23 protein-coding genes are annotated in these 22,369 nt (G+C 64.1%); 13 read left to right on the plus strand and 10 right to left on the minus strand.

The features are described 5' to 3' along the window. Positions 1-49: 49 nt before the first annotated feature. From AC6LJY_RS16085 to AC6LJY_RS16105, 5 genes are all read right to left on the minus strand, one after another. Positions 50-1,579 (minus strand): tripartite tricarboxylate transporter permease, encoded by a 1,530-nt coding sequence (locus AC6LJY_RS16085; RefSeq protein WP_046807614.1) that lies wholly within the window; start codon positions 1,577-1,579, stop codon positions 50-52. A 6-nt stretch (positions 1,580-1,585) separates the two neighbouring features. Next, positions 1,586-2,014: a tripartite tricarboxylate transporter TctB family protein gene (locus tag AC6LJY_RS16090; protein WP_104145207.1), complete on the minus strand. Its 429-nt coding sequence runs from the start codon at positions 2,012-2,014 to the stop codon at positions 1,586-1,588. Between the two features lie 298 nt (positions 2,015-2,312). Then, positions 2,313-3,815: a sensor histidine kinase gene (locus tag AC6LJY_RS16095; RefSeq protein ID WP_104145208.1), complete on the minus strand. Its 1,503-nt coding sequence runs from the start codon at positions 3,813-3,815 to the stop codon at positions 2,313-2,315. Positions 3,816-3,845: 30 nt separating this feature from the next. Next, a complete protein-coding gene (locus AC6LJY_RS16100; RefSeq protein ID WP_046807613.1) occupies positions 3,846-4,532 on the minus strand; it encodes a response regulator in 687 nt (228 codons plus the stop codon). Next, positions 4,513-5,085, minus strand: coding sequence for an RNA pyrophosphohydrolase (locus AC6LJY_RS16105; RefSeq protein WP_006217428.1), 573 nt, complete (start codon positions 5,083-5,085; stop codon positions 4,513-4,515). Before AC6LJY_RS16105 ends, AC6LJY_RS16100 begins: the two co-directional genes overlap by 20 nt. 65 nt (positions 5,086-5,150) lie before the next feature. Here AC6LJY_RS16105 and AC6LJY_RS16110 point away from each other — a divergent pair, with 65 nt between their 5' ends. From AC6LJY_RS16110 to AC6LJY_RS16155, 10 genes are all read left to right on the plus strand, one after another. After that, positions 5,151-6,881: a proline--tRNA ligase gene (locus tag AC6LJY_RS16110; protein ID WP_498136344.1), complete on the plus strand. Its 1,731-nt coding sequence runs from the start codon at positions 5,151-5,153 to the stop codon at positions 6,879-6,881. Positions 6,882-6,940: 59 nt separating this feature from the next. After that, on the plus strand, positions 6,941-7,363 hold the full coding sequence (gene ybgC, locus AC6LJY_RS16115; protein ID WP_046807629.1) for a tol-pal system-associated acyl-CoA thioesterase: 423 nt from the start codon (positions 6,941-6,943) through the stop codon (positions 7,361-7,363). Positions 7,364-7,365: 2 nt separating this feature from the next. Then, the gene (tolQ, locus tag AC6LJY_RS16120; protein ID WP_046807611.1) at positions 7,366-8,046 is read left to right on the plus strand and encodes a protein TolQ; all 681 of its coding nucleotides are present in this window, start codon (positions 7,366-7,368) and stop codon (positions 8,044-8,046) included. Then, positions 8,046-8,507 (plus strand): ExbD/TolR family protein, encoded by a 462-nt coding sequence (locus tag AC6LJY_RS16125; RefSeq protein WP_039882755.1) that lies wholly within the window; start codon positions 8,046-8,048, stop codon positions 8,505-8,507. The genes tolQ and AC6LJY_RS16125 overlap by 1 nt, the downstream gene beginning before the upstream one ends. Before the next feature lie 39 nt (positions 8,508-8,546). Continuing rightward, positions 8,547-9,680 (plus strand): cell envelope integrity protein TolA, encoded by a 1,134-nt coding sequence (gene tolA / locus AC6LJY_RS16130; RefSeq protein WP_104145133.1) that lies wholly within the window; start codon positions 8,547-8,549, stop codon positions 9,678-9,680. A gap of 16 nt (positions 9,681-9,696) precedes the next feature. Next, positions 9,697-11,016 carry a Tol-Pal system beta propeller repeat protein TolB gene (gene tolB / locus AC6LJY_RS16135; protein ID WP_104145209.1) on the plus strand — a complete coding sequence of 440 codons (1,320 nt, stop codon included), beginning with the start codon at positions 9,697-9,699 and terminating at the stop codon, positions 11,014-11,016. 31 nt (positions 11,017-11,047) lie between these two features. Next, positions 11,048-11,548, plus strand: a complete 501-nt coding sequence (gene pal / locus AC6LJY_RS16140) for a peptidoglycan-associated lipoprotein Pal (RefSeq protein ID WP_006217420.1) — start codon at positions 11,048-11,050, stop codon at positions 11,546-11,548. Between the two features lie 87 nt (positions 11,549-11,635). After that, positions 11,636-12,322 carry a tol-pal system protein YbgF gene (gene ybgF / locus AC6LJY_RS16145; RefSeq protein ID WP_046806162.1) on the plus strand — a complete coding sequence of 229 codons (687 nt, stop codon included), beginning with the start codon at positions 11,636-11,638 and terminating at the stop codon, positions 12,320-12,322. After that, positions 12,322-13,365 carry a FecCD family ABC transporter permease gene (locus AC6LJY_RS16150; RefSeq protein WP_046806161.1) on the plus strand — a complete coding sequence of 348 codons (1,044 nt, stop codon included), beginning with the start codon at positions 12,322-12,324 and terminating at the stop codon, positions 13,363-13,365. Before ybgF ends, AC6LJY_RS16150 begins: the two co-directional genes overlap by 1 nt. Further along, positions 13,362-14,159: an ABC transporter ATP-binding protein gene (locus tag AC6LJY_RS16155; protein WP_498136345.1), complete on the plus strand. Its 798-nt coding sequence runs from the start codon at positions 13,362-13,364 to the stop codon at positions 14,157-14,159. The genes AC6LJY_RS16150 and AC6LJY_RS16155 overlap by 4 nt, the downstream gene beginning before the upstream one ends. Positions 14,160-14,185: 26 nt before the next feature. Here the strand turns inward: AC6LJY_RS16155 and AC6LJY_RS16160 are convergent, their stop codons facing one another. Further along, positions 14,186-14,683 carry a YbaK/EbsC family protein gene (locus AC6LJY_RS16160; RefSeq protein ID WP_046806159.1) on the minus strand — a complete coding sequence of 166 codons (498 nt, stop codon included), beginning with the start codon at positions 14,681-14,683 and terminating at the stop codon, positions 14,186-14,188. 186 nt (positions 14,684-14,869) lie between these two features. Here AC6LJY_RS16160 and AC6LJY_RS16165 point away from each other — a divergent pair, with 186 nt between their 5' ends. Then, positions 14,870-15,679 (plus strand): alpha/beta fold hydrolase, encoded by an 810-nt coding sequence (locus AC6LJY_RS16165; RefSeq protein WP_498136367.1) that lies wholly within the window; start codon positions 14,870-14,872, stop codon positions 15,677-15,679. 93 nt (positions 15,680-15,772) lie between these two features. Here AC6LJY_RS16165 and fusA read toward each other — a convergent pair whose 3' ends face one another. From fusA to AC6LJY_RS16185, 4 genes are all read right to left on the minus strand, one after another. Continuing rightward, complete coding sequence (fusA, locus tag AC6LJY_RS16170) at positions 15,773-17,884, minus strand: elongation factor G (RefSeq protein WP_046806157.1); 2,112 nt, start codon at positions 17,882-17,884, stop codon at positions 15,773-15,775. Between the two features lie 321 nt (positions 17,885-18,205). Further along, complete coding sequence (locus AC6LJY_RS16175) at positions 18,206-18,670, minus strand: universal stress protein (RefSeq protein WP_046806156.1); 465 nt, start codon at positions 18,668-18,670, stop codon at positions 18,206-18,208. A 100-nt stretch (positions 18,671-18,770) separates the two neighbouring features. Continuing rightward, a complete protein-coding gene (locus tag AC6LJY_RS16180; protein ID WP_046806155.1) occupies positions 18,771-19,118 on the minus strand; it encodes a protein tyrosine phosphatase family protein in 348 nt (115 codons plus the stop codon). Positions 19,119-19,147: 29 nt separating this feature from the next. Then, complete coding sequence (locus AC6LJY_RS16185; RefSeq protein WP_046806154.1) at positions 19,148-20,614, minus strand: aminotransferase-like domain-containing protein; 1,467 nt, start codon at positions 20,612-20,614, stop codon at positions 19,148-19,150. A gap of 139 nt (positions 20,615-20,753) precedes the next feature. Here AC6LJY_RS16185 and AC6LJY_RS16190 point away from each other — a divergent pair, with 139 nt between their 5' ends. Then, on the plus strand, positions 20,754-21,674 hold the full coding sequence (locus AC6LJY_RS16190) for a DMT family transporter (protein WP_498136346.1): 921 nt from the start codon (positions 20,754-20,756) through the stop codon (positions 21,672-21,674). Next, positions 21,671-22,315 (plus strand): LysE family translocator, encoded by a 645-nt coding sequence (locus AC6LJY_RS16195; protein ID WP_120153800.1) that lies wholly within the window; start codon positions 21,671-21,673, stop codon positions 22,313-22,315. The genes AC6LJY_RS16190 and AC6LJY_RS16195 overlap by 4 nt, the downstream gene beginning before the upstream one ends. The last annotated feature ends 54 nt before the right edge of the window (positions 22,316-22,369 follow it).

Below are 22,369 nucleotides of genomic sequence, written 5' to 3' on the forward strand. Positions count from 1 at the left end.
AACGGCCCGGCATGAAGCCGGGCCGTCGTTGTACGAATGCAAGCGCCGTTTAAACCGTTTGCGGCACTTCCGGTTTGGTCTTGTCCTTGCCCTTGCCACGGCGCGCGAACGCCCACACTTGCAGCAGGATCAGCAAGGCGCTGGCGGCGATGAACCACGCGCTGATCGGGCGTTGCACGAACACCATCAGATCCCCGCGCGACAGCAGCAGGGCACGGCGGAAATTCTCTTCCACCATGGGGCCCAGCACGAAGCCCAGCAGGATGGGCGCCACCGAGAATTCCAGCGTCATAAGAATCGCGCCGATCACGCCGAAGGCCAGCACTTCCCAAATCTGGAAGAGACTGTTTTGCGTGCTGAACACGCCCACTGCAATGAAGAACAGCGCGGACGGGAACAGATAGCGGTACGGCACTTGCAGCAACTTGACCCACACGCCGATCAGCGGCACGTTCAGCACCATCAGCAGCACGTTACCCACCCAGAAGCTGGCGATCAGGCCCCAGAAAATATCCGGATGCTCGGTGATCAGCTGCGGACCCGGCTGGATGCCCTGGATCAGCAAGGCGCCCAGAATCAACGCCATCACCGCGTCGCCGGGAATGCCCAAACTCATCGTGGGAATGAAGTCGACCTGCGTCTTCGAGTGCGACGACGCTTCCGGCGACGCCACGCCGGCGATCATGCCGGTGCCGAACTTTTCGGGCGTCTTCGAGATCTTGCGTTCCAGCGCATAGGCGACGAAGGTGGTGATGGTGGGACCCGTGCCCGGCATGGCGCCAAACAGCGTACCCACCGCCGTACCACGAACCATCGGCCAGAAAGCCGTCTTCAATTCCTGCTTGGACGGCCGCATGTCGCGAATGCGCAGCTTGGCGCCGCTACCGATGATGGTCATGCGATTGACGCTCATCAGGAAGTCGGCCACGCCGAACAGGCCCATCGAGATCGCTACCAGTTCCAGGCCGTCGGACAAGTCCAGCAGGCCGAACGAGAAGCGGATGGTACCGGTGTTCACATCCGTGCCGACCACGCCGCACATCAGGCCGAACAGCGTCATCGCCACGCCCTTCAGCGGCGAGCCGCGCGACATCGTCGCACCCGCCAGCAAGCCCAGCAGCATGATCGAGAAGATCTCGGTCGGGCCGAACTTGAAGGCCACTTCCACCAGCAAGGGCGACGCGAAGATCATGACGATGATGCCGACCGAGGCCGCGAAGAACGAACAGATCATCGTGATGCCCAGCGCGGTCCCTCCCTTGCCTTGTTTGGTCAGGGGGTAGCCGTCAAGGCAGGTGACCGCGTGCGGCGGGTGCGAAGGCAGGTTGAGCAGAATCGCGCCGATGGCGCCACCATATTGCGATCCGTAGAAGATACCGGCCAGCATCAGAATGGCGGGCACGGGCTGCATGACGTAGGTCAACGGCAACAGGATCGAGATCGCCGACAAGGCGCCCATGCCGGGCAACACGCCGATCAGGTTTCCGACCAGCACGCCAAAGAACGACCACATCAGGTTGTGCCACTGGAACGCAACGCCGAAGCCGTACCAAAGGTCCATCAAAGATTGAGAGATCATGGCGCTTCAACCCCAACGAAACAGCGGCAGCTGCAATTGCAGCGCCCACCAGAAAACGACGACCGCGATCGCGGACATGGCGATCGACAACAGAATTGCTTGCTTGATGGTGTTCTTGCGATCACCCAACGCCGAGATGAACACGATGGCGAAGGTGGCGGGCAGCAGGCCGCCGTAGTGGCCCAGCAGCAGGAACGCCAGGATCCCGAGCAGGATGCAGGCGCTGCCGCGCATGTCCGGCAAACCATGTGCGTGGCCGTCGCCCGGCGCGGGCGGCGTGGCATCGCCCGAGCGCGCGGATATCGCGATCAGCACACCGGTCAACGCCAGCAGGCCACCCAATGCGGCGGGGAAAAACCCGGGTCCCATGTGGCTCAGCGAACCGATGTGATAGTCGGTGCCGCCGTATATCGCCCCCAACCCGATCAGGACCATCAGCGCGCCGCCGTAGTAGTCCTTTCTGTTGATATTTTTTTGCACTTGCTTCCTCCTTCCGGTGCAGGACCGTGCCGGCCCTTGATGCGCCGCTCGACACGAGCCTCGCCCGGCCCTTTACAACGAACCGGAGCGCAGATTACGGAGGGAAGCTGCTAATTCGCTTTCTGTGCGCTGTCGCCTTCCTGAATTCGGGGGTTATCCCTGAGGAGCGGCAACGCGGGAAAGGCGGAAACAAGAAAAAAATTTGAAAGGCGGTAGCCAGCGGGTGGGGCAGGCAGGCGGCAGGCGGTAGGGCTTATTGCTCGCCTTTCAAGTCCATATCAAGCGGACGCGGGTACTGCGAAACCGTCGGCGCCAACGGTAGCCACAACACCGATGCCAGCCCGACGCCGCCCTGAGCGTTGCGCTCGCCGTCCCGCAGTTCGATGTCGCCATCGTTGCGGCGGGCATAGGCCCGCGCAATCGCCAGACCCAGCCCGGACCCCGATGACGCCACCGGCTTGTCCGTGCCGACCCGCTCAAATCGCGCAAAGGCGCGGCTGCGCAGCACCGGGTCCAGGCCCGGCCCGTTGTCCGACACCGAGACCTCGGCGCGGCTTTCCAGGCGGCTGACCGACACCGTGATGCGAGCGCCCGCGGGCGCGTAGTTGATGGCGTTGTGCACCAGGTTGGACAGCGCTTCATGCAGCTCGGCTTCGTTGCCCGACACTGGGGCGGACGTCTCCTGCCCTTCTTCGGAACCCGCCTGCACCCAGCCCAGGTCCTGCTGCTTTTCGTGCGCCAAGGGCAGGTATTGCAGCACCACTTCGCGTGACACCGCGTTCATGTCGAGCAGTTGGCGCGGCAGGGGTTCCGCCTGGTTGGCATGCGCCAGCGACAGCAGCTGCTCGGTCAAGCGTCGGGTGCGGCCCAACTGGTCAACGATGGCGCGCAGCCCTTCGCGCGTGCGGGCGGGGTCGCGTTCACGAAGCGCGTATTGCGCCTGGGTCAACATGATGGCCAACGGCGTGCGCAGCTGATGCGAGGCATCGGCCAGAAAATGCGATTGTTCGTCCAGCACACGACGGTATCGGGCGATGTGGTGATTGACGGCGTCGACCAGCGGCGCCACTTCGCTGGGTACACGAGAGGCGTCCAGCGGTGTCAGGTCATCGGGCCGCCGGTTGCGGATGTCGGCACGCAGGCGCCGCAAGGGCTTGAGCGCCCATGACACGCCCCACCACACCAGCACCACCACCAGCGCCAGCATGCGGGCGTCGCGCAAGATTTCCTGGCGACGCGCGTTGTTCTCGGCTTCGATCCGTTTGCCCGTGCTTTCGGCCACCACCACCATCACTTGCCGATGCAGGCCCTGGTAGTACAGGTCACGCACCACCGCCACGACCCGGACCGGATCGTTACGGTAGACGCCATCGTAAAAAATAGGTTGCCCGTTAGAGCGGGGCCAGCTTGGAGGCCGCGGCATTTCCGGCATGCCCAACAGGGTCTTGCCCTGCTCGGTGGGCACGGGCGAGCCATCGGGCACGGGCGGGTCCATCTGTTCGATGCGGAAGTACTTGCGCAGGCCCGCCCGGGATTCCAGCATGACTTGCGCGTACAGCGGCGTGGCCACTTGCAGATTGCCGTCCTGGGTGAATTCCAGGCTGCTTTCAAGCACGCGCGCAGGCTCGACCAGCGCGCTGTCATAGGCTTCGTTGGTGATCTCGGACAACGTGCGGTAGTCGTTCAGGCTGTCGATGACCAACAGCACCACCACGCCGGGCAGCAGCAAGATGATAAGCAGCGCGCGGATGCCCACACGCGGCAACCCGGGGATCCGCAGGCTCACTTAGGTTTCCGTGGACTCGCTGGCCACGCTTTCCAGCATGTAGCCCAAGCCGCGCACGGTGACGATACGGACGTCGCTGCCGGCCAGTTTCTTGCGCAGCCGGTGCAGCACGACCTCGATGGCGTCCGGATTGGCTTCGCTATCGTGCGTGAAGACCTTGCCGAATAGCTGGGATTTGTCCACGGGGTAGCCACTGCGGGTCAGCAATGCCGCCAGGGCGGCATGTTCGCGCGGGGTCAGGAACAGCAGGGAGCCGTCCAATGTGAACGCGCGGCTTTCACTGTCGTAGGACAGCGAGCCGCATTGCAGGCGGGGATGTTGGCGGCCGCGGCTGCGACGCACCAGGGCGGTCAGCCGCGCTTCCAGTTCTTCCAGGGCGAAGGGCTTGGTCAGGAAATCGTCCGCGCCAAGATTCAGCCCGCGCACCCGGTCTTGCAGCGCACCTTGGGCGGTAAGCAGCAAGACCGGCGTGCGGTCGTCGCGGTTGCGCATTTCGCGCAGGACGACCAGACCGTGCTTGTCGGGCAGGCGCAGGTCCATGACGATGGCGTCATATTCCGTGCCCGCCATGAAGGCTTCGGCGGTGCGGGCATCTGCCGCGTGGTCCGGCACAAACCCGCTTTGGGCCAGCGCGCGCATCAACCAGGACGCCATGTCCCGTTCGTCTTCAACCAACAATATGCGCATGACCGTCCGTTCCTTCGGGCAAATTCTCTGCTGCCCGCTGTCCGTGCACGCGTTGGCGCAGATAGCGGGTTTCGTGATGACGCCGAAAGAGGATCGCCGACAACTCGTTCAACGCCTGGGTATAGACGTCGCGCTTGAACTCGATAACAGCGTCCAGGGGTACCCAATACTGGCTCCAGCGCCAGGCATCGAATTCCGGATGCTGCGTCGCGCGCAAGCACACATCGCTGTCACGTCCCACCAGGCGCAACAAGAACCAAATCTGTTTTTGTCCTTTATAGTGGCCACGCCACTCACGCCGGACGAAGTGATCGGGCACGTTATAACGTAACCAATCGCGTGTACGCCCCAAAATACGGACATGCTCGGGCTTCAAGCCCACCTCTTCATGGAGTTCGCGATACATGGCCTGCACCGGGCTTTCGCCATATTTGATGCCGCCCTGGGGGAACTGCCATGCATGTTCCCTGATACGCTTGCCCCAAAAGACCTCGTTTCGACTGTTGACGAGAATGATGCCGACATTGGGGCGGTAGCCTTCGCGGTCAAGCATGGGCCACCCCCACCGAATTCAATACAATTACAGTCGATTATACGTATCTGCTGCCACCTTTAAACATGCGCGCATCCAACTACCACATCAACACCCTCAAAGAAGCCCCTTCCGAAGCCGAAGTCGCCAGCCACCAGCTGATGACCCGGGCCGGGATGATCCGCAAGCTCGCGGGCGGCATCTACACTTACATGCCCCTCGGGCTGAAGATCATCCGCAAGGTCGAGGCGATCGTCCGGGAAGAAATGAACGCGTCGGGCGCCATCGAGCTGCTGATGCCGGTGGTGCAACCCGCCGAACTCTGGCAGGAATCGGGCCGCTGGGAGCAATACGGCGCCGAGCTGCTGCGCATCAAGGATCGGCACCAGCGCGATTTCGTGCTGCAGCCTACGTCCGAGGAAGTCATCACCGACATCGCGCGCAATGAAATTCACAGCTATCGCCAGCTGCCGCTGAATTTCTATCACATCCAGACCAAGTTCCGCGACGAACGCCGTCCGCGCTTCGGGCTGATGCGTGGCCGCGAATTCACAATGAAGGACGCCTATTCGTTTGATCGCGACGAAGCCGGGGCGCTCAAGAGCTACGACACCATGTACGCCGCGTACATGCGTATCTTCGGCCGCCTGGGCCTGCAATTCCGCGCCGTGGCCGCCGACACCGGCTCCATCGGCGGCACGCGCAGCCACGAATTCCAGGTCATTGCCGACACCGGTGAAGACCTGCTGGTCTACAACGCCGAAACCGACTACGCCGCCAACATCGAACTGGCCGAAGCCGTGTCGCTGTATCCCACCCGGGGTGCGGCCACGCAGGCCATGGCCGACGTGGCAACGCCGGGCGCGGCCAAGTGCGAAGACGTGGCCAAGCTGTTGGGGCTGCCGCTGGACAGGACGATCAAATCGATCGTGCTTGCCACCGACGGCGACAAGGGCCGCGTCGACATCTGGCTGCTGCTCTTGCGCGGCGACCACGAACTGAACGAAATCAAGGCGGGCAAGCTACCCGGCCTGGCGGGCTTCCGCTTTGCCACGGAAAGCGAAATCGTCGAGTACTTCGGCTGCAAGCCGGGCTACCTTGGCCCCGTCAAGACGGCCAAGCCGGTGCACGTGATCGCAGACCGCACGGTCGCCAACATGGCCGATTTCGTCTGCGGCGCCAATAAAGAAGATTTCCACATCCAGGGCGTGAACTGGGGTCGCGACCTGCCCGAGCCCGAACTGGTGGCCGACCTGCGCAACGTCGTCGCGGGCGACCCGTCGCCGGACGGCAAGGGCACGCTGTCCATCCAGCGCGGCATCGAAGTGGGCCACGTCTTCTACCTGGGCAAGAAGTACTCCGAAGCCTTGAAGGCCACGTTCCTGGACGAGACCGGCAAGCCGGCGGTGCTGGAAATGGGCTGCTACGGCATCGGCGTGACCCGCATCGTGGGTGCTGCCATCGAGCAAAACCATGACGCGCGCGGCATCATCTGGCCCCGCGCGATCGCGCCTTTTGAAGTCGTTATCTGCCCGGTGGGCTGGGGCAAAAGTGAAACGGTGCGTGACACCGCACAGAAGCTCTATGAATCCCTGCTGGCGCGCGGCGTGGACGTCATTCTTGATGACCGCGATGCCCGCCCCGGCGTCATGTTCGCCGAGTGGGAATTGATCGGCGCACCGCTGCGTGTAACAGTTGGAGAACGCGGCTTGAACGATGGTGTGGTGGAATTGCAAGCGCGTCGGGAAACCGAAGCTGCCAAGATTCCGGTAGAGTCCGCGCTTGAAGCGGTGCTGACGAAACTCGACACCCTTTAAACCCTATAGTAGATACGGACTTTACCGCGTCCCGACCCGCTTCATTGCCTACCCGCACCGTGACCGATCCGAAGTCCAACGAATCCCTGCTGCAAGTCCGTGTCTATTACGAAGACACGGATGCGGGCGGGGTGGTTTTCTACGCCAACTACTTGAAATTCCTGGAGCGCGCCCGCACGGAGTGGCTACGCGCCCTGGGAGTCAACCAGTCCGGGCTGGCCGTTGACGAACAACGCTTATTCGTTGTCCGCTCCTTGGACATGTCCTACCGGAAACCGGCCAAACTGGACGATTTGCTTACCATACGCAGCCGAATCACCAAACTCGGCCGCGCTTCGATACACTTCGCGCAGCGCGCGGAACGCGACGGGGAACTGCTTGCCGAAGGCAACATCCAAGTCTGCTGTGTCGACGCCATTCACATGCGGCCGGCAGAGTTGCCAGCCGCCGTTCGCGCAAAACTGGAATTCATTCAGGAATAACCATGCAAGTCACCAACGACATGTCGTTGCTTTCGCTGATTTCGCACGCCAGCGTGCCGGTCCAGCTGATCATGTTGATGCTGTTGGGCATTTCGATCATGTCCTGGACGTACATTTTCGCCAAGCGCCTTGCCATCAAGCGGGCCCATACCCAAACCCGCCGTTTTGAAGACGACTTCTGGTCGGGCGGCGACTTGTCCATGCTGCAACAGGCCGTGGCGTCGCGCCGCGACGAACAAGGCGCCCTGGCCCGCATCTTCGATGCCGGCATGACCGAATTCCTGAAAGCGCGCCGCGGCAATTCGGCCGGCGACGCCACCGCATTGCTGGACGGCCCGCGCCGCGCCATGCGCGCCGCCTACCAGCGCGAAATGGACGCGCTGGAATCGCACCTGAACTTCCTGGCCTCGGCCGGTTCGGTGTCGCCTTACATTGGCCTGCTGGGTACGGTCTGGGGCATCATGCACGCCTTCATCGGCCTGTCGAACATGCAGCAAGCCACGCTGGCTTCGGTGGCTCCCGGCATCGCCGAAGCGCTGATCGCTACCGCCATCGGCCTGTTTGCCGCCATTCCCGCCGTGGTCGCCTACAACCGCTTCACGAACGACATCGACCGCATCTCGATCCGTTTCGATAGCTTCGTCGACGAATTCCTGAACATTCTGCAACGGCAGGTGCGCTAATGCCCTCGGTAAGCTCACGCGGCAGGTCCGGCCGCCGCATGAAGGCCGACATCAACGTGGTGCCGTACATCGACGTGATGCTGGTGCTGCTGGTCATCTTCATGGTGACCGCTCCGCTGATCACGCCCGGGCTGATCCAGCTGCCTTCCGTTGGCGCGGCCTCGGATGTGCCGGTCAAGCCGCTGGAAGTGCAGATCTCTGAAGACGGCAAGATCGCGCTGCGCATGCGCGAGCCCGGCGCGACGATGCAAGACATCGCCCGCCCCGAGCTCGTGGCGCAGGTGCGTTCGCGTATTACCGCGGAAACGCCGGTGGTGATCGCCGCCGACGGCAAGGTGCCCTATGAGACGGTCGTCAAGGTGATGGACGAGCTACGCACCAACGGCATCACCCGCCTGGGCTTGCTGGTGGACCAGTCCGCCGCAGGCACGTCCCAGCCCGCATCCGCGAAAAAACGCTAACGCGCCGCCTTCCGCCGGCTTTGCCGGCATGCAACGCCCATGACGCCACCCATTATTCGACACCGCAGCGGCCCACCGGCCACCCCGCCCAACAACGACAACCGGAATGCGCTCATTCTGGCCGTGGCGGTGCACTTGCTGCTGCTCGTCGCCCTGATTTTTGGCGTGAACTGGCGCACGGAGGCCCCCGGCCCCGTCGAAGTCCAGCTCTGGGCCGACGGCAATTCGCCCGTCGCCCCGCCGCCCACGCCGCAACCCGAACAGCCCAAGCCGCAGCCTAAACCCGAGCCCAAGCCCGAGCCCGAAAAGGCGCCCGAGCCGCCGCCCCCTCCCCCGCCTCCCCCTCCTCCGAAGCCCGAGCCCGCGGCTCAGCCCAAGACCGAGGAAGTCGATCCCGAGATCGCCATCCAGGAAGCCAAGAAAAAGCGCGAGCAGGAAGAAAAGGCAAAGCAGGCCGCTGAGGCCAAGGAAAAGGCGCGCCTTGAAGAAGAGCGCAAGCAGGCCGAACTGAAAGAAAAGAAGCGCCTGGAGCAAGAACGCCAGGCGGCTGAGAAGGCCGCTGCCGAGAAGGCGGCCGCTGAAAAGGCCGCGGCAGACAAGGCTGCTGCCGAGAAAGCTGCTGAAAAGGCCGCTGCCGACAAGGCTGCCGCCGAGAAAAAGGCCAAGGAAGACGCCGCCAAGAAGGCTGCCGCTGAAAAGGCTGCTGCCGACAAGGCTGCTGCCGAAAAGGCGGCCGCTGACAAAGCCGCTGCCGAAAAGGCCGCTGCCGAGAAAGCCGCCGCCGCCAAGAAGGCAGCTGCCGACAAGGCGCTCAAGGATGCATTCCGCAACGACGCGCTGGGCGCTGCCGGCATTCCCGGCGGCACGGCAGACCGCAACCAGGCGGGCGGCGGACGCGACAACGGCTACGCCGCCAAGGTCCGCGCCTGCATCCTTCCCGGCGTGGCTTACCAGCCCCCGCCGCGCAACGGCTCGGCCAATCCGACCGCACAATACCGGGTACAGTTAGGCACTGACGGGAAGGTTAACGGCGTGACCCTGACCGATTCTTCGGGCAACGCGGCATTCGACCGCGCGGTCGAAACCGGTATCCGCCGCTGCAACCCCTTCCCCAAGCCCTCCACGGGCGGCTACGACAAGTTCATTGACGTAGTGCACAAAATGTATGATTGACAGGAGATTGATGAATATGACTCCCGCTTATAGCCGACGAGGTTCCCTCCTCGCTCTCTGGCGATCGTATGGGCTCGGTTTGCTGATGCTTGCGCTGTGCCTGATGGCCGCCAAGCCCGCCCATGCGCAACTGCGTGTCGATATTTCCGGCACCGGCGCCACGCAATATCCGGTAGCGATCGCCGACTTTGCCGTTGACGACACCCACGGCCGCGCCCTGGCCGAAGTGATTCGCGCCGACCTGACCCGCACGGGCCAGTTCCGCCTGATCAACGCCGCGGGCTCCGGCTTGAATGTTGATTCCCCTATCGCCCATGACGACTGGCGCGGCAAAGGCGCCGACTTCCTGGCATATGGCAGCATCACCCGTGGCGCCGATGGCCGCTACGACGTCCGCTACCGCCTGGCCGATACGGTCAAGAAAGGTCAGCTGGATGGCGTGGCATTTTCGGGCACGGAGCAGGAACTGCGCCGCGTCGCTCACCAGATCGCTGACCGCATCTACGAAAAGATCACCGGCGTTCGCGGCGTGTTCTCGACCCGCATCGCCTACGTGCTGAAGAAGGGTGCCACCTACGAACTGCAAGTGGCCGACGCCGACGGGCAGAACCCGCAAGTTGCGCTGCGCTCGCGCGAGCCCATCATTTCGCCCTCGTGGTCGCCCGACGGCGCCAAGCTGGCCTACGTGAGCTTCGAGTCCGGCAAGCCCGTTGTTTACGTGCACACGCTGGCTACCAGCGCCCGCGTACCGGTTGCGAACTTCAAGGGCAACAACAGCGCCCCCGCGTGGTCGCCTGACGGCTCCAAGCTGGCCGTGGCCCTGACGCGCGATGGTTTGTCGCAAATTTACATCGTTGGAGCGTCGGATGGCGCCAATCCCACGCGAGTTACGCGTTCTCCCGGGATTGACACTGAACCGACCTTTACGCCAGACGGTGCTTCCATTATCTTTACGAGTGACCGCAGCGGCGGGCCGCAAATCTATCAGACCGGCTCGACAGGTGGCGAAGCTCGCCGCCTCACGTTTAATGGTGGTTACAACATATCACCCCGAATTTCCCCCGATGGATCGACGCTGCTGTACGTTGCAAGACGCGACGGCGCGTTTCGAATCGCGTCGTTGAACCTGTCCTCAGGCTCCGAATCCTTGATCACTGATGGTCGTGACGATCAGTCGCCAAGTTTCGCGCCGAATGGCATGCAAGTCCTTTACGCCGCCATCCAAAATGGACGTAGCGTACTTGCGGGTGTTTCGAGCGATGGCCGCGTACGGCAGACGCTTTCGGTACTGAACGGGGAAATACGTGAACCGACTTGGGGCCCATTTACCCGATAACACGTGTGACTCTCTTTGCAAAGGAACTATCATGAAGTCGCGCATTGCCAAAAGCCTGACCATTGCCGCTCTGGCTGCCACTCTGGCAGCTTGCAGCTCCGTCCCTCTCGACGATAAAGCGGGTCAGGGCGGAGGCGCTGGCCAAGGATCTTCGGCCTCTGGCCAAATCCTTGATCCCTTTAACCCCCAAAGCATCCTGGCGCAACAGCGCTCGGTGTACTTTGATTTCGACAGCTACACCGTGTCGGACCAGTACCGCGGCTTGGTCGAAACCCACGCCCGCTACCTGGCTTCGCACCAGCAGCAGAAGGTCAAGATCGAAGGCAACACCGACGAACGCGGCGGTGCTGAGTACAACCTGGCCCTGGGCCAGCGTCGTGCAGACGCCGTGCGTCGCATGATGACCCTGCTGGGCGTCAGCGACAACCAGATCGAAACCATCAGCTTCGGCAAAGAAAAGCCGAAGTCGACGGGTACGTCGGAAGCCGACTTTGCTGAAAACCGCCGCGCCGATATCAACTATCTGCGTTAAGCTTTTCGCTTAAGTCAAAGAGCCCTACCACGCGTCGGGACGGTCAGCCGGCCGTCCCGACGTTTGTTTTTATACCCGGGAATATTCATGCGCGATAAAGTTCTGTCCCTGCGTCCTCTGATTGTGGCCTCCGGCCTTGTGCTTGCGGCATTGGCGGCGCCCGCCCACGCTTTTTCCGACGATGAGGCCCGCAAGGCCATCCTGGATTTGCGCCAGCAGGTGCAGCAGCAGAACGAGCAAAGCCAACGCGCCAAGCTGCAACTGGCTGATCAGATTCAATCCCTGCAGCAAGAAGTCGCGCAGCTGCGCGACCAGCTCGAATTGGTGTCGCGCCAGCAGCCCAGCGCCAAGCCGGGCGCCCCCAGCGGCACCAACCCGCCGGGCACCGCCGCCGGCGATCCGCAGGAACAAGCCGCCTATGACGGCGCCATGGACCTGTTCCGCAAGGGCCAATACAAAGAAGCCGCCGAATCGCTGGCCGCTTTCACGGCCCTGTACCCGAACAGCCAACTGGCCCCCAGCGCGCAGTTCTACCTGGGAAGCAGCCGCTACGGCATGAAAGACTTCAAGGGCGCCATCGAACAGTTGACCGCCATGGTCCAGAAGTCGCCCGACAACGCGCGCGCCCCTGACGCCTTGCTCATCATCGCGGGCGGTCAGATCGAACTGAACAACCGCGCGGGCGCCAAGGCCACCTTGCAACGCATCGTGCGCGACTACCCCAACGCCCAAGCCGCCAGCACGGCCAAGAGCCGCCTCCAACTGCTGCAGTAATGCCAAACGCCGCAAGCGCGGTCAGCGCCTATCGGCGCATCGTGCGCCGCCGCGCGGGGCTTATCGCCCTGCTGCTGGCGGCGATTTTCATTGCGCTGCTGATTGACTTCACCATCGGCCCGTCGGGCCTGCCATGGCGCGAGCTATGGCTGACCCTGACCACGCCCGCGTCGGCGGATGCGACGGTACGCGTCATTGTCTGGGACATACGCCTGCCCTCCGCGCTGATGGCCGCGCTGGTCGGCATGGCGCTGGGTTTGGCCGGGGCCGAAATGCAGACCATCTTGAACAACCCGCTGGCCAGCCCTTTCACGCTGGGCGTCTCGTCTGCCGCCGCGTTCGGCGCGTCGCTGGCCATCGTGTTGCAGCTTGGCGTGCCCGGCATTCCGGACGCCTGGCTGATCGCCGGCAACGCTTTTCTGTTTGCGATGTTTGCGGCTTTGTTGCTGGACGTCGTGGCGCGCTGGAGCGGCATGAACACCTCGGGGGTGGTGCTGTTCGGCATCGCCATGGTGTTCTCGTTCAACGCCCTGGTGTCGCTGGTGCAATTCCTGGCCAGCGCCGAGGCCCTGCAAAGCCTGGTCTTCTGGACCATGGGCAGCCTGTCCCGCTCCAACTGGACAACGGCCGGCGTGCTGGCCCTGGCCATCGCCGTGGCCATGCCCCTGGCAATGCGCCAGTCGTGGAAACTGACGGCGCTGCGGCTAGGTGAAGATCGCGCGGCCAGCTTTGGCGTGGACGTACGCCGCGTCCGGGTTGCCGCGCTGGCGCGTGTCAGCCTGCTTTCTGCGCTGGCGGTGGCATTCGTGGGCACCATTGGTTTCATCGGCCTGGTCGCGCCGCACATCGCACGCCGGCTGTTCGGCGAAGATCACCGCTTTTACCTGCCCGGCAGCGCGCTGGTGGGCGGGCTGATTCTGTCGCTGGCTTCCGTCGTTTCCAAAAACCTGATGCCAGGCGTCGTCGTGCCGGTTGGCATTGTGACGGCGCTGGTCGGCATTCCTTTTTTCGTGGCGGTCGTGTTGCGCCGACAACTGCCATGACGCGACACGCTGCCCTGGACGTACACGATCTGACCGCGGGCTACGGCCGCGAGGACGTCCTGCATGGGCTGTCCATCCCGTCGCTGGTGGCGGGCGAAGTCACCGCCCTGCTCGGGCCGAACGGCAGCGGCAAGTCCACCCTGCTCAAGGCATTGGCAGGGCTGGTTCGCACTCGCGGCGGCAGCGTCATGCTGGATGGCCAGGACATGACCCGCCTGGGCGTGGGCGAACGCGCCCGTCACATGGTGTATCTGCCGCAAAGCCTGCCGGCCGCCGTGCACCTGCGGGTGTTTGAATCGGTGCTGGTGGCGGCCAGGGCCAGCCGCGATGCCCTGGCGCCGCCGCTGCAATTGTCGGATATCGACCGCCTGCTGGCGCGGCTGGGCATAGCCCACCTTGCGCTGCATTACCTGGACGCGCTGTCGGGTGGGCAGAAGCAACTGGTGGGATTGGCGCAAGCGCTGATCCGCCAGCCGCGCGTACTGCTGCTGGACGAGCCCCTGTCCGCGCTGGACCTGAATTACCAGTTTCACGTGATGCGGCTGCTCAAACAAGAAACCCAGGAACACGGGCTGATCAGCGTTATCGTGCTGCACGACCTGAACGTGGCTTTGCAGCACGCAGATCGCGCGGTGATGATCCAGCACGGACGACTGCACGCGCAAGGCGCGCCTGCCGACGTGATCACGCCCGAATCCCTGGCGGCGGTGTATGGCGTGCAAGGCCGTGTCGAAGCGTGTTCGCGCGGGCTACGCCAGGTGCTGATCGACGGGCTTAACGAACGCCCCCGTTAGCCCACCGTGGACGCGTTCAGGCGCGCTCAGGCGCGTTGGGCCACATCGACCACCGGCGCGCCCGTCATGTCGGCGAGCTGCTTGGGCGTCAGGTTGAAGACGGCGTGCGGGTGGCCGGCGGCGGCCCAGAGGCTGTCGTAATTGAATAAATCCGCGTCCAGCAGCATGACCGGCTTGACGGCATGCCCGATGGGGCACACGCCGCCAATGGCGTAGCCCGTCATGTCGCGAACGAACTTGGCATCGGCCTTGGCCAACGCGCCGACCTGTTCGGCCACCTTCGCTTCGTCCACGCGATTAGCGCCGCTGGCGATGACCAGCACCGGCGCGTTGTCGGACGCGCGTCGGAAAATGATGGACTTGGCAATCTGCGCCACCTCGCAACCCAGGCCCTGCGCCGCCTCGGCCGACGTCCTGCCGGATTGCGGCAGGACCACCACCGGCTTGTCATGGCCGATTTCCAATAACAAGCGGGCAACACGCTGGGCGGATTCGGGCAACGCGGCAAGCGATTCGGGGGACATCGTGCGGACTCCATGAAAGACGGGCGGCAGCGCTGCGGACGCTGCCTTGTTCAATGCCGATGACGAGTTTATCAGCGGCGCCCCCGGGGCGTGCACGGGCGTTCCAGCGCGTAGCCGGACGTTGGCGCGGGACCTTGCCACGGCCCACGCTAGAATGCGGACCTGGCTTTTCCGTTTATGCCCCTCATGCGTTCCGAACCCGTTCTTCCGCTGCAAACCGCCTTGATCGGCGGCTACGCCATGTCCTACACCGAGTACGGCAGCGGCGTGCCGCTGGTGCTGGTGCACGGGTCGCTGTCCGACTGCCGCTACTGGAAGTCGCAAATGGCACCGCTGGGCAACTCGTTTCGCGTGCTGGCGGTATGTCTGCGCCGCTATTGGCCGGAAAGCTGGGACGGTGAAGGCGACGGCTTTTCGATTGAGCAACACGCCGCCGACGTGCTGGAATTTATCGACACCGTGGCGGGCGGCCCCGCCCATCTGGTGGGCCATTCGCGCGGCGGCCGCGTCGCGCTGGAAGCGGCATTGGCCATGCCCGACGCGGTGCGCAGCCTGACGCTGGCCGACCCCGGCTTGCCCCTGCCCGGCGGCGACGATGCGCGCGGCGGCTTTCGCCAACGCGCATTGGCGCTGATCCGCCAAGGCGACGTCGAAGAAGGGCTGGCCCTGTTCGTGGACACGGTAACGGGGCCGAACACGTGGCAGCGCATGGTACCGTGGTTCAAGGAGATGGTGCGCGACAACGTCGGCACGCTGTTTGGCCAGGCCGACGAAAGGCCGGAAGCGCTGACGCCACAGCAGATCGGCACCCTGAAGATGCCCACGCTGCTGATCGGTGGGGCGTTAAGCCCCGCCCCCTATCCGGCTGTCCTGGACGCCTTGTCCGAATGGCTGCCGCACGCGCACCGCGTAACGGTGGTGGGCTCGTCCCATGGCATGAACCTGGGCAACCCGCGCGTGTTCAACAGCGCCATTCAGGAATTCATCGGCGGCTGAAAGCGGCAGCCGTTCGCGCCGGCCTGGTTTGGCCGGCGCAAAACCAACGCCCCGGGCGCGCGCCACGCCCCTGCGCGCGTCGCCCCGTCCGCGTCAGCGGCCGGCGCCCTGGGCCGCGATGATCTCCTGCGCTACCTGACGCGGTGCTTCGGCGTAGTGCTTGAACTCCATCGTGTAGGTGGCTCGCCCCTGCGTCAGCGAACGCAATGACGTGGAATAGCCAAACATCTCGGCCAGCGGGACCTCGGCGCGCACCACCTTGCCGCCCCCGCCCGCGATGTCTTCCATGCCCTGCACCATGCCGCGCCGCGAGGACAGATCGCCCATCACGTTGCCGGTGAAGTCCTCGGGCGTCTCCACCTCGACCTGCATCATGGGTTCCAGCAGCACCGGGTCCGCACGGCGCATGCCTTCCTTGAACGCCATCGAGCCCGCCATCTTGAACGCGTTCTCGTTCGAGTCCACGTCGTGGTACGACCCGAAGAACAGCGTTGCCTTGACGTCCACGACGGGGTAGCCCGCCAGAACGCCGGCATTGAGCGATTCGCGGATGCCCTTGTCGACCGCCGGGATGAATTCGCGCGGCACCACGCCGCCCTTGATGGCGTCGACAAACTCGTAGCCCTTGCCGGGTTCCTGCGGTTCAAGCTTCAACACCACGTGGCCGTACTGGCCGCGCCCGCCCGACTGCTTGACGAACTTGCCTTCGACTTCGTTGCAGGCCTTGCGGATGGTTTCGCGGTAAGCCACCTGCGGCTTGCCCACGGTGGCTTCCACGTTGAACTCGCGTTTCATGCGATCAACCAGAATTTCCAGGTGCAGTTCGCCCATGCCCGAAATGATGGTCTGGCCAGATTCTTCGTCGGTGCGCACGCGAAACGACGGATCCTCCTGCGCCAGCCGGTTCAGGGCGATGCCCATCTTTTCCTGGTCGGCCTTGGTCTTGGGCTCCACCGCCTGCGAAATCACGGGTTCAGGGAAGACCATGCGTTCCAGCACGATGATGTGGGCGGGATCGCTAAGCGTGTCGCCCGTGGTCACGTCCTTGATGCCCACCGCCGCCGCGATGTCGCCGGCGTACACCTCGGTGATTTCGCGCCGCTCGTTGGCGTGCATCTGCAGGATGCGGCCCAGCCGTTCTTTCTTGCCCTTGATGGGGTTGTAGACCGAGTCGCCCGACTTCACCACGCCCGAATACACGCGGAAGAACACCAGTTGGCCGACGAACGGGTCCGTCATGATCTTGAAGGCCAGCGCCGAGAACGGCTCGTTATCAGCCGGATGGCGTTCAATTTCACGGTCGCGCTCGTCATGCCCCTTGATGGCGGGCACATCCACCGGCGACGGCATGTAGTCGATCACGGCGTCCAGCATGGCCTGCACGCCCTTGTTCTTGAAGGCGCTGCCACAGAGCATGGGCACGATTTCGTTGGCGATGGTGCGCGCGCGCAGGCCCTGCTTGATTTCCTCTTCGGTCAGGGTCTCGCCGGACAGATATTTTTCAAGCAGCGTCTCATTGGCCTCGGCCGCCTTCTCGACCATCTTGTCGTGCCACTTCTGCGCCTCGGCCTGCATGGCTTGCGGGATGTCTTCGTACTGGAACTTCACGCCCTGGCTGGCGTCGTCCCAGATGATGGCCTTCATCTTGACCAGGTCGATCACGCCTTCGAAGTGGTCTTCGGCGCCCACGGGCAGCTGGATCGGCACCGCATCGCCTTTCAGGCGTTCGGCGATCTGGCGTTGCACGCGCAGGAAATCCGCGCCCACGCGATCCATCTTGTTCACGAAGGCCAGGCGCGGCACCTTGTACTTGTTGGCCTGACGCCAGACCGTTTCCGACTGCGGCTGCACGCCGCCCACTGCGTCATAAACCATGACGGCGCCGTCCAGCACGCGCATGGACCGTTCCACCTCGATGGTGAAGTCCACGTGGCCCGGCGTGTCGATGATGTTGATGCGGTGTTCGGGATAATTGCCGGCCATGCCCTTCCAGAAGGCGGTGGTGGCAGCCGATGTGATGGTGATGCCGCGTTCCTGCTCTTGTTCCATCCAGTCCATCACGGCGGCGCCGTCATGGACTTCGCCGATTTTGTGCGTGATGCCGGTATAGAAGAGGATGCGCTCGGTGGTCGTCGTTTTGCCCGCGTCGATATGGGCGCTGATGCCGATATTGCGGTAAAGCTCGATACGCGTCTTGCGGGTCATGGCCTCTTCCTTGCAGGGAACCACTGGGCAGTACGGCAAGCCCGACCGGGCGCTGCCGCGGCGGGCGCCATGCCGCGTTTCGTAGGGGTAATGCGTAACCGCGCCCGCGCTGATGCGTAAATATTACGCGCGGCGCGTCAACTTTCAAGCTTTGCCACTACGCGCGATAAGGATTCACGATTCGTCCGGGGACACCTGCTCATCGCGGCCCCGCCTTCGTTGCCTGCACGCACAAAAAAAGCCCCTCGGGTAGTAGAGGGGCTTCGGTGCGCCGCGCAGGACGCGGCGGCGAGAAACAAGCGCGCGCTATCCGCAACGCGCTTACTTCTTTTCTTCCTTGACGCGGTACACCAGCACGGCGGTGGTGGCCAGCGACAGCACCTTGGCCGTGACACTGCCCAGCAGCAGGCGCGACAGGCCGCTGCGGCCGTGGCTGCCAATGAAGATCAGGTCGCAACCGGCGTCGGTCGCCGCTTGCACGATGCCGTCGGCAACGTTGAAGTTGGAGACGGCGCGCGCCTCGGACTTGACGCCGGCGGTGTCGGCGCGGTCGGTGATCTGCTTGAGGTACTTGTCGGCTTGCTCGGCCGATGCCTTCTCGTAGTCTTCGTCGGTAATGGCGTACGCAGCGGCCATGCCGTCGAAACCGATGGTGGCAGCGAACGGCTGGGTCACGTACAGCGCGACGACTTCGGCGCCAACCGAACGGGCGAACGAAATGCCCGCGTTGGCGGCTTGGGCCGACAGCGGCGAACCGTCGGTGGGAATCAGGATCTTCTTGAACATCTTGCCTGCTCCTGTTTGAGAGGAATCTTTATGCTACTGGAAAAGGCGCCTGGTTCACATCAACGGAACCCGGCGACATTGATGCACGTCAAGCTTGGGTTCAGCTGCCCAGCTGCTGCGCGGCGGCGTACAAGTTGGTGCAGCGCGTACCGGTGCGGCAGTAGGCCAGCACGGGACCGGGCAGCGTCTTGAGCAATTCGGCGAATCGGACCACGTCGGACACTGTCATGGCGCTGCCGACCACGGGCTGATATTCGATCTTCAGGCCGGCCGCTTCGGCGGCCTTGGAGACGTCGGCGGCGGTGGGCTGATCGGGGCCGCCTTCGAAATCGGGGCGGTTGATGATGACGCTTTTGTAGCCGGCGGCTGCGACATCGGCCATGTCGTCAGGGCCGAGCTGCGGCGCAACGGCAAAATTGTCGGTCAGGGGTTTGATGGGTGCGGACATGGCGGTTCCTTCAGATAGATAGCTGCCTATTATTGATTGTAGGAGCCGTTTTGAGCGAACAGTTTTTCCAATTGGGTCCAGATCCGGCGGTCGTCCGCGATGGACACGGAAAAGCGCAGCATCGTGGACGGCGCCTGGGACGGTGAAAACAGCGTGCCCGGCGCCAGCAGCATCCCCTGGTCAGCCGCTTCACGCGCCAGCACCTCGCTATCGCGGCCGCAATCGGCCCAGACGAACATGCCCGCGTTCGGTTCGTGCGGCACCGTCAGGCCCAGTTTCAAGAGCGTTTTCAGGCAGCGCTGGCGAGCCTCGTCCACGCGGGCGCGCACGCGCTCGATGTGGCGGCGGTATTGCCCTTCCATCAGCACCCGGTGGATCACGCGTTCACCCAGTTCCGGCGACGTCAGGCCGGCCAGCATTTTCAGGTCGGCCAGCTTTTGCAGGATGTCGGGGTTGGCGGCCACATAGCCGACGCGCAGGCTGGCCGCCAGCATCTTGGAATAGCCGCTGACCAGGATGACGCGGTTCAACCGGTCCAGCACCGCCAGCTTCATCGCGCCGCCGGGATGCAGCTCACCGTAGGTGTCGTCTTCGACGATGACGAAATCGTGCCGTTCGGCGATGCGCAGGATGTCGTAGGCCACACCGGCCGACAGCGTGTGGCCGGTGGGGTTGTGCACGGCGCTGTTGATGATGAACAGCTTGGGCTTGTGCTCGGCAGCAAGCTGTTCCAGCTGCGCGATGTCGGGGCCGTCCGGCCCGCGCGGCACGCCGATCAGGCGCGCGCCAAACGCCGCCAAGCGGCCAAAGATGACGAACCACGCGGGGTCTTCCACCAATACGGTGTCGCCCGGTTTGACGAAGTGCCGGGCGATCAGGTCCAGGCCGTGGGTGACGCCGTTCGTGGTCAGCAAATTCAGCTCGGGGTGCGCGGGCACGCCGTCATTCTGCAGCGACGCCGCGATCTGCTGGCGCAGCGGGGCGAACCCTTGCGGGTGCCCGTAGCTGACCAGATTCGCGCGCACCGATCGACCTACCGCGCGCACCGCACCGGCCACCATGTCAGGGTCCAGCCAGTCAGCCGGCAGCAAACCGGCCCCGCCCGGCATGCCCAGCGAACTGGTTTCGCGGAACATGCTGCGCAATAACCAGGCGATGTCGATACGCGCGGGCGGCGCCAGCGACGTGGCCGGCGCTGCGGCCACCGCCGCCAGCGGGCCGCTGCGTGCGCGCACAAAGAAGCCCGCGCCGCGTCGCGACTGCACCAGGCCGCGCGCGACCAGGCGGTCATAGGCTTCCACCACGGTGAAGCGGCTGACGCCCGACTGTTCGGCCATTTTGCGGATGGAAGGCAAGCGCGTGCCGGGGCGCAGGCCCTGTTCATCGATACGGCGGGCCAGGCCATCGGCCAGTTGCGTGACCAACGAGGCGTCGGCCTGACGCACGGGCATCCAGGGCAGGGAAGAGGCAGGAGGGGGAGGCGGAGCAACTGTCATGGGATTTGGACCAGGCCAGTGATTAAAGTGATATGCAAAAGTGTACCGGTACTGTACCGATAACTATGCGTAGAGTGACAGCAATACGAACGGCCCGCAACCACTCTTCCGTTCCTTTCAGAATTTTTTGGCAACCATCATGTCCCGATCCGCGCTTTACCCCTCGGCCCAGACGGCGCCCGCCGCGCCACCCCCTGTCTGGGAAGGCTATGGCTACGGGTTCCTGGGTGTACTGGTCTTTTCGTTGACGCTGCCCATGACGCGGCTGGCCGTCGCGGAACTGGCGCCGCTGCTGGTGGGCCTGGGGCGCGCGTTGGTGGCGGCCGTACCGGCAGTGGCCTTGCTCTGGATCACGCGTAGCCGACGGCCGACACGGCAGGAATGGCCGGGCGTCATCCTGGCGGCGTTGGGCATAGTGGTGGGGTGGCCGCTGGCCTCGTCGCTGGCGATGCAGACCGTGCCGTCCGCACAGGGCGCGGTGTTCAATGGATTGCTGCCGCTGTCGACCGCCGCGTTTGCCGCGTTGCGCAGTGGCGAGCGGCCGTCGGCCGCCTTCTGGGCGTGGGCCACGGCCGGCGCGGCCCTGGTCACGGTGTATGCGCTGCGCCAGGGCAACGGCACGTTGACCACCGGCTATCTGTGGCTACTGATTGCCGTGGTGCTGGGCGGCATGGGTTATGCCGAAGGCGGCCGCGCGGCGCGTACGCTGGGCGGATCGCGCACCATCTGCTGGGCGCTGGCGATCAGCGCGCCGGTGGTAGCGGCGCCCGTGGGCTGGATGGCGGCGCAGGCCCACTGGCCCAGCGTGGCCGTGGTGTCCGCTTGCGCGTATCTGGCGTTCGGATCTATGTTTTTAGGGTTCTTCGCGTGGTATCGCGGCTTGGCCGTGGGCGGCATCGCCCGCGTGGGACAAGTCCAGTTGTTGCAACCGTTCCTGACTGTCGTGGCGGCCGCATTGTTGTTTGGTGAATCCGTGGAGGCGTCGACGTTCGTGTTCGCCGCCACCGTGATCGCCGTTATCGCCGGCGGACGCCGCGCCATCGTAAGGACCAAAAAATGACTCTGTTCCCAACCAACTGGGCGGACGTGCCCCTGGCTTCCGCGTCGCTGTTGGGGCCGCTGGCGCTGTTCGCGCTGGTCAGCTCGATAACGCCGGGGCCCAACAACGTGATGCTGGCCTCGTCGGGGCTGAACTTTGGATTCCGCCGCAGCCTGCCGCATTTACTGGGCGTGAACCTGGGGTTCACCTTGATGATCTTCCTGGTGGGCGTGGGCCTGGGGTCAGTGTTCCAGCAGGTACCCGCGCTGTACACGGTGCTGAAATATGCCGGCGCGGCCTACCTGCTGTATCTGGCCTGGAAGATCGCCAATTCCGGCGACATGGAAGATGGCGAAGCGCGCGGCAAACCGTTCACGTTCCTGCAAGCCGCCGCGTTCCAATGGGTCAACCCCAAGGCCTGGGTGATGGCGGTGGGCGTCGTGGCCACCTACACGCCTCAGAATGGATTCTTTGCCAACCTGGTCATCGCCACCGTGGTGTGCGGCGTGGTCAACCTGCCCAGCATCGGCGTGTGGGTGACCTTCGGCACGGCGCTGCGCCGCGTGCTGCACAAGCCCTGGGCCGTACGCGCGTTCAACGTCGGCATGGCGCTGCTGCTGGTGGCGTCCCTGTATCCGGTGGCACTGGATTTGATGCATTAAGCCGAGGCCGCCCCGACAGCAGGCGCGGCCAGGGATGGCGGCCGGCAGCCTCGG

The organism is Achromobacter sp. RT286_PF, from assembly GCF_059760425.1.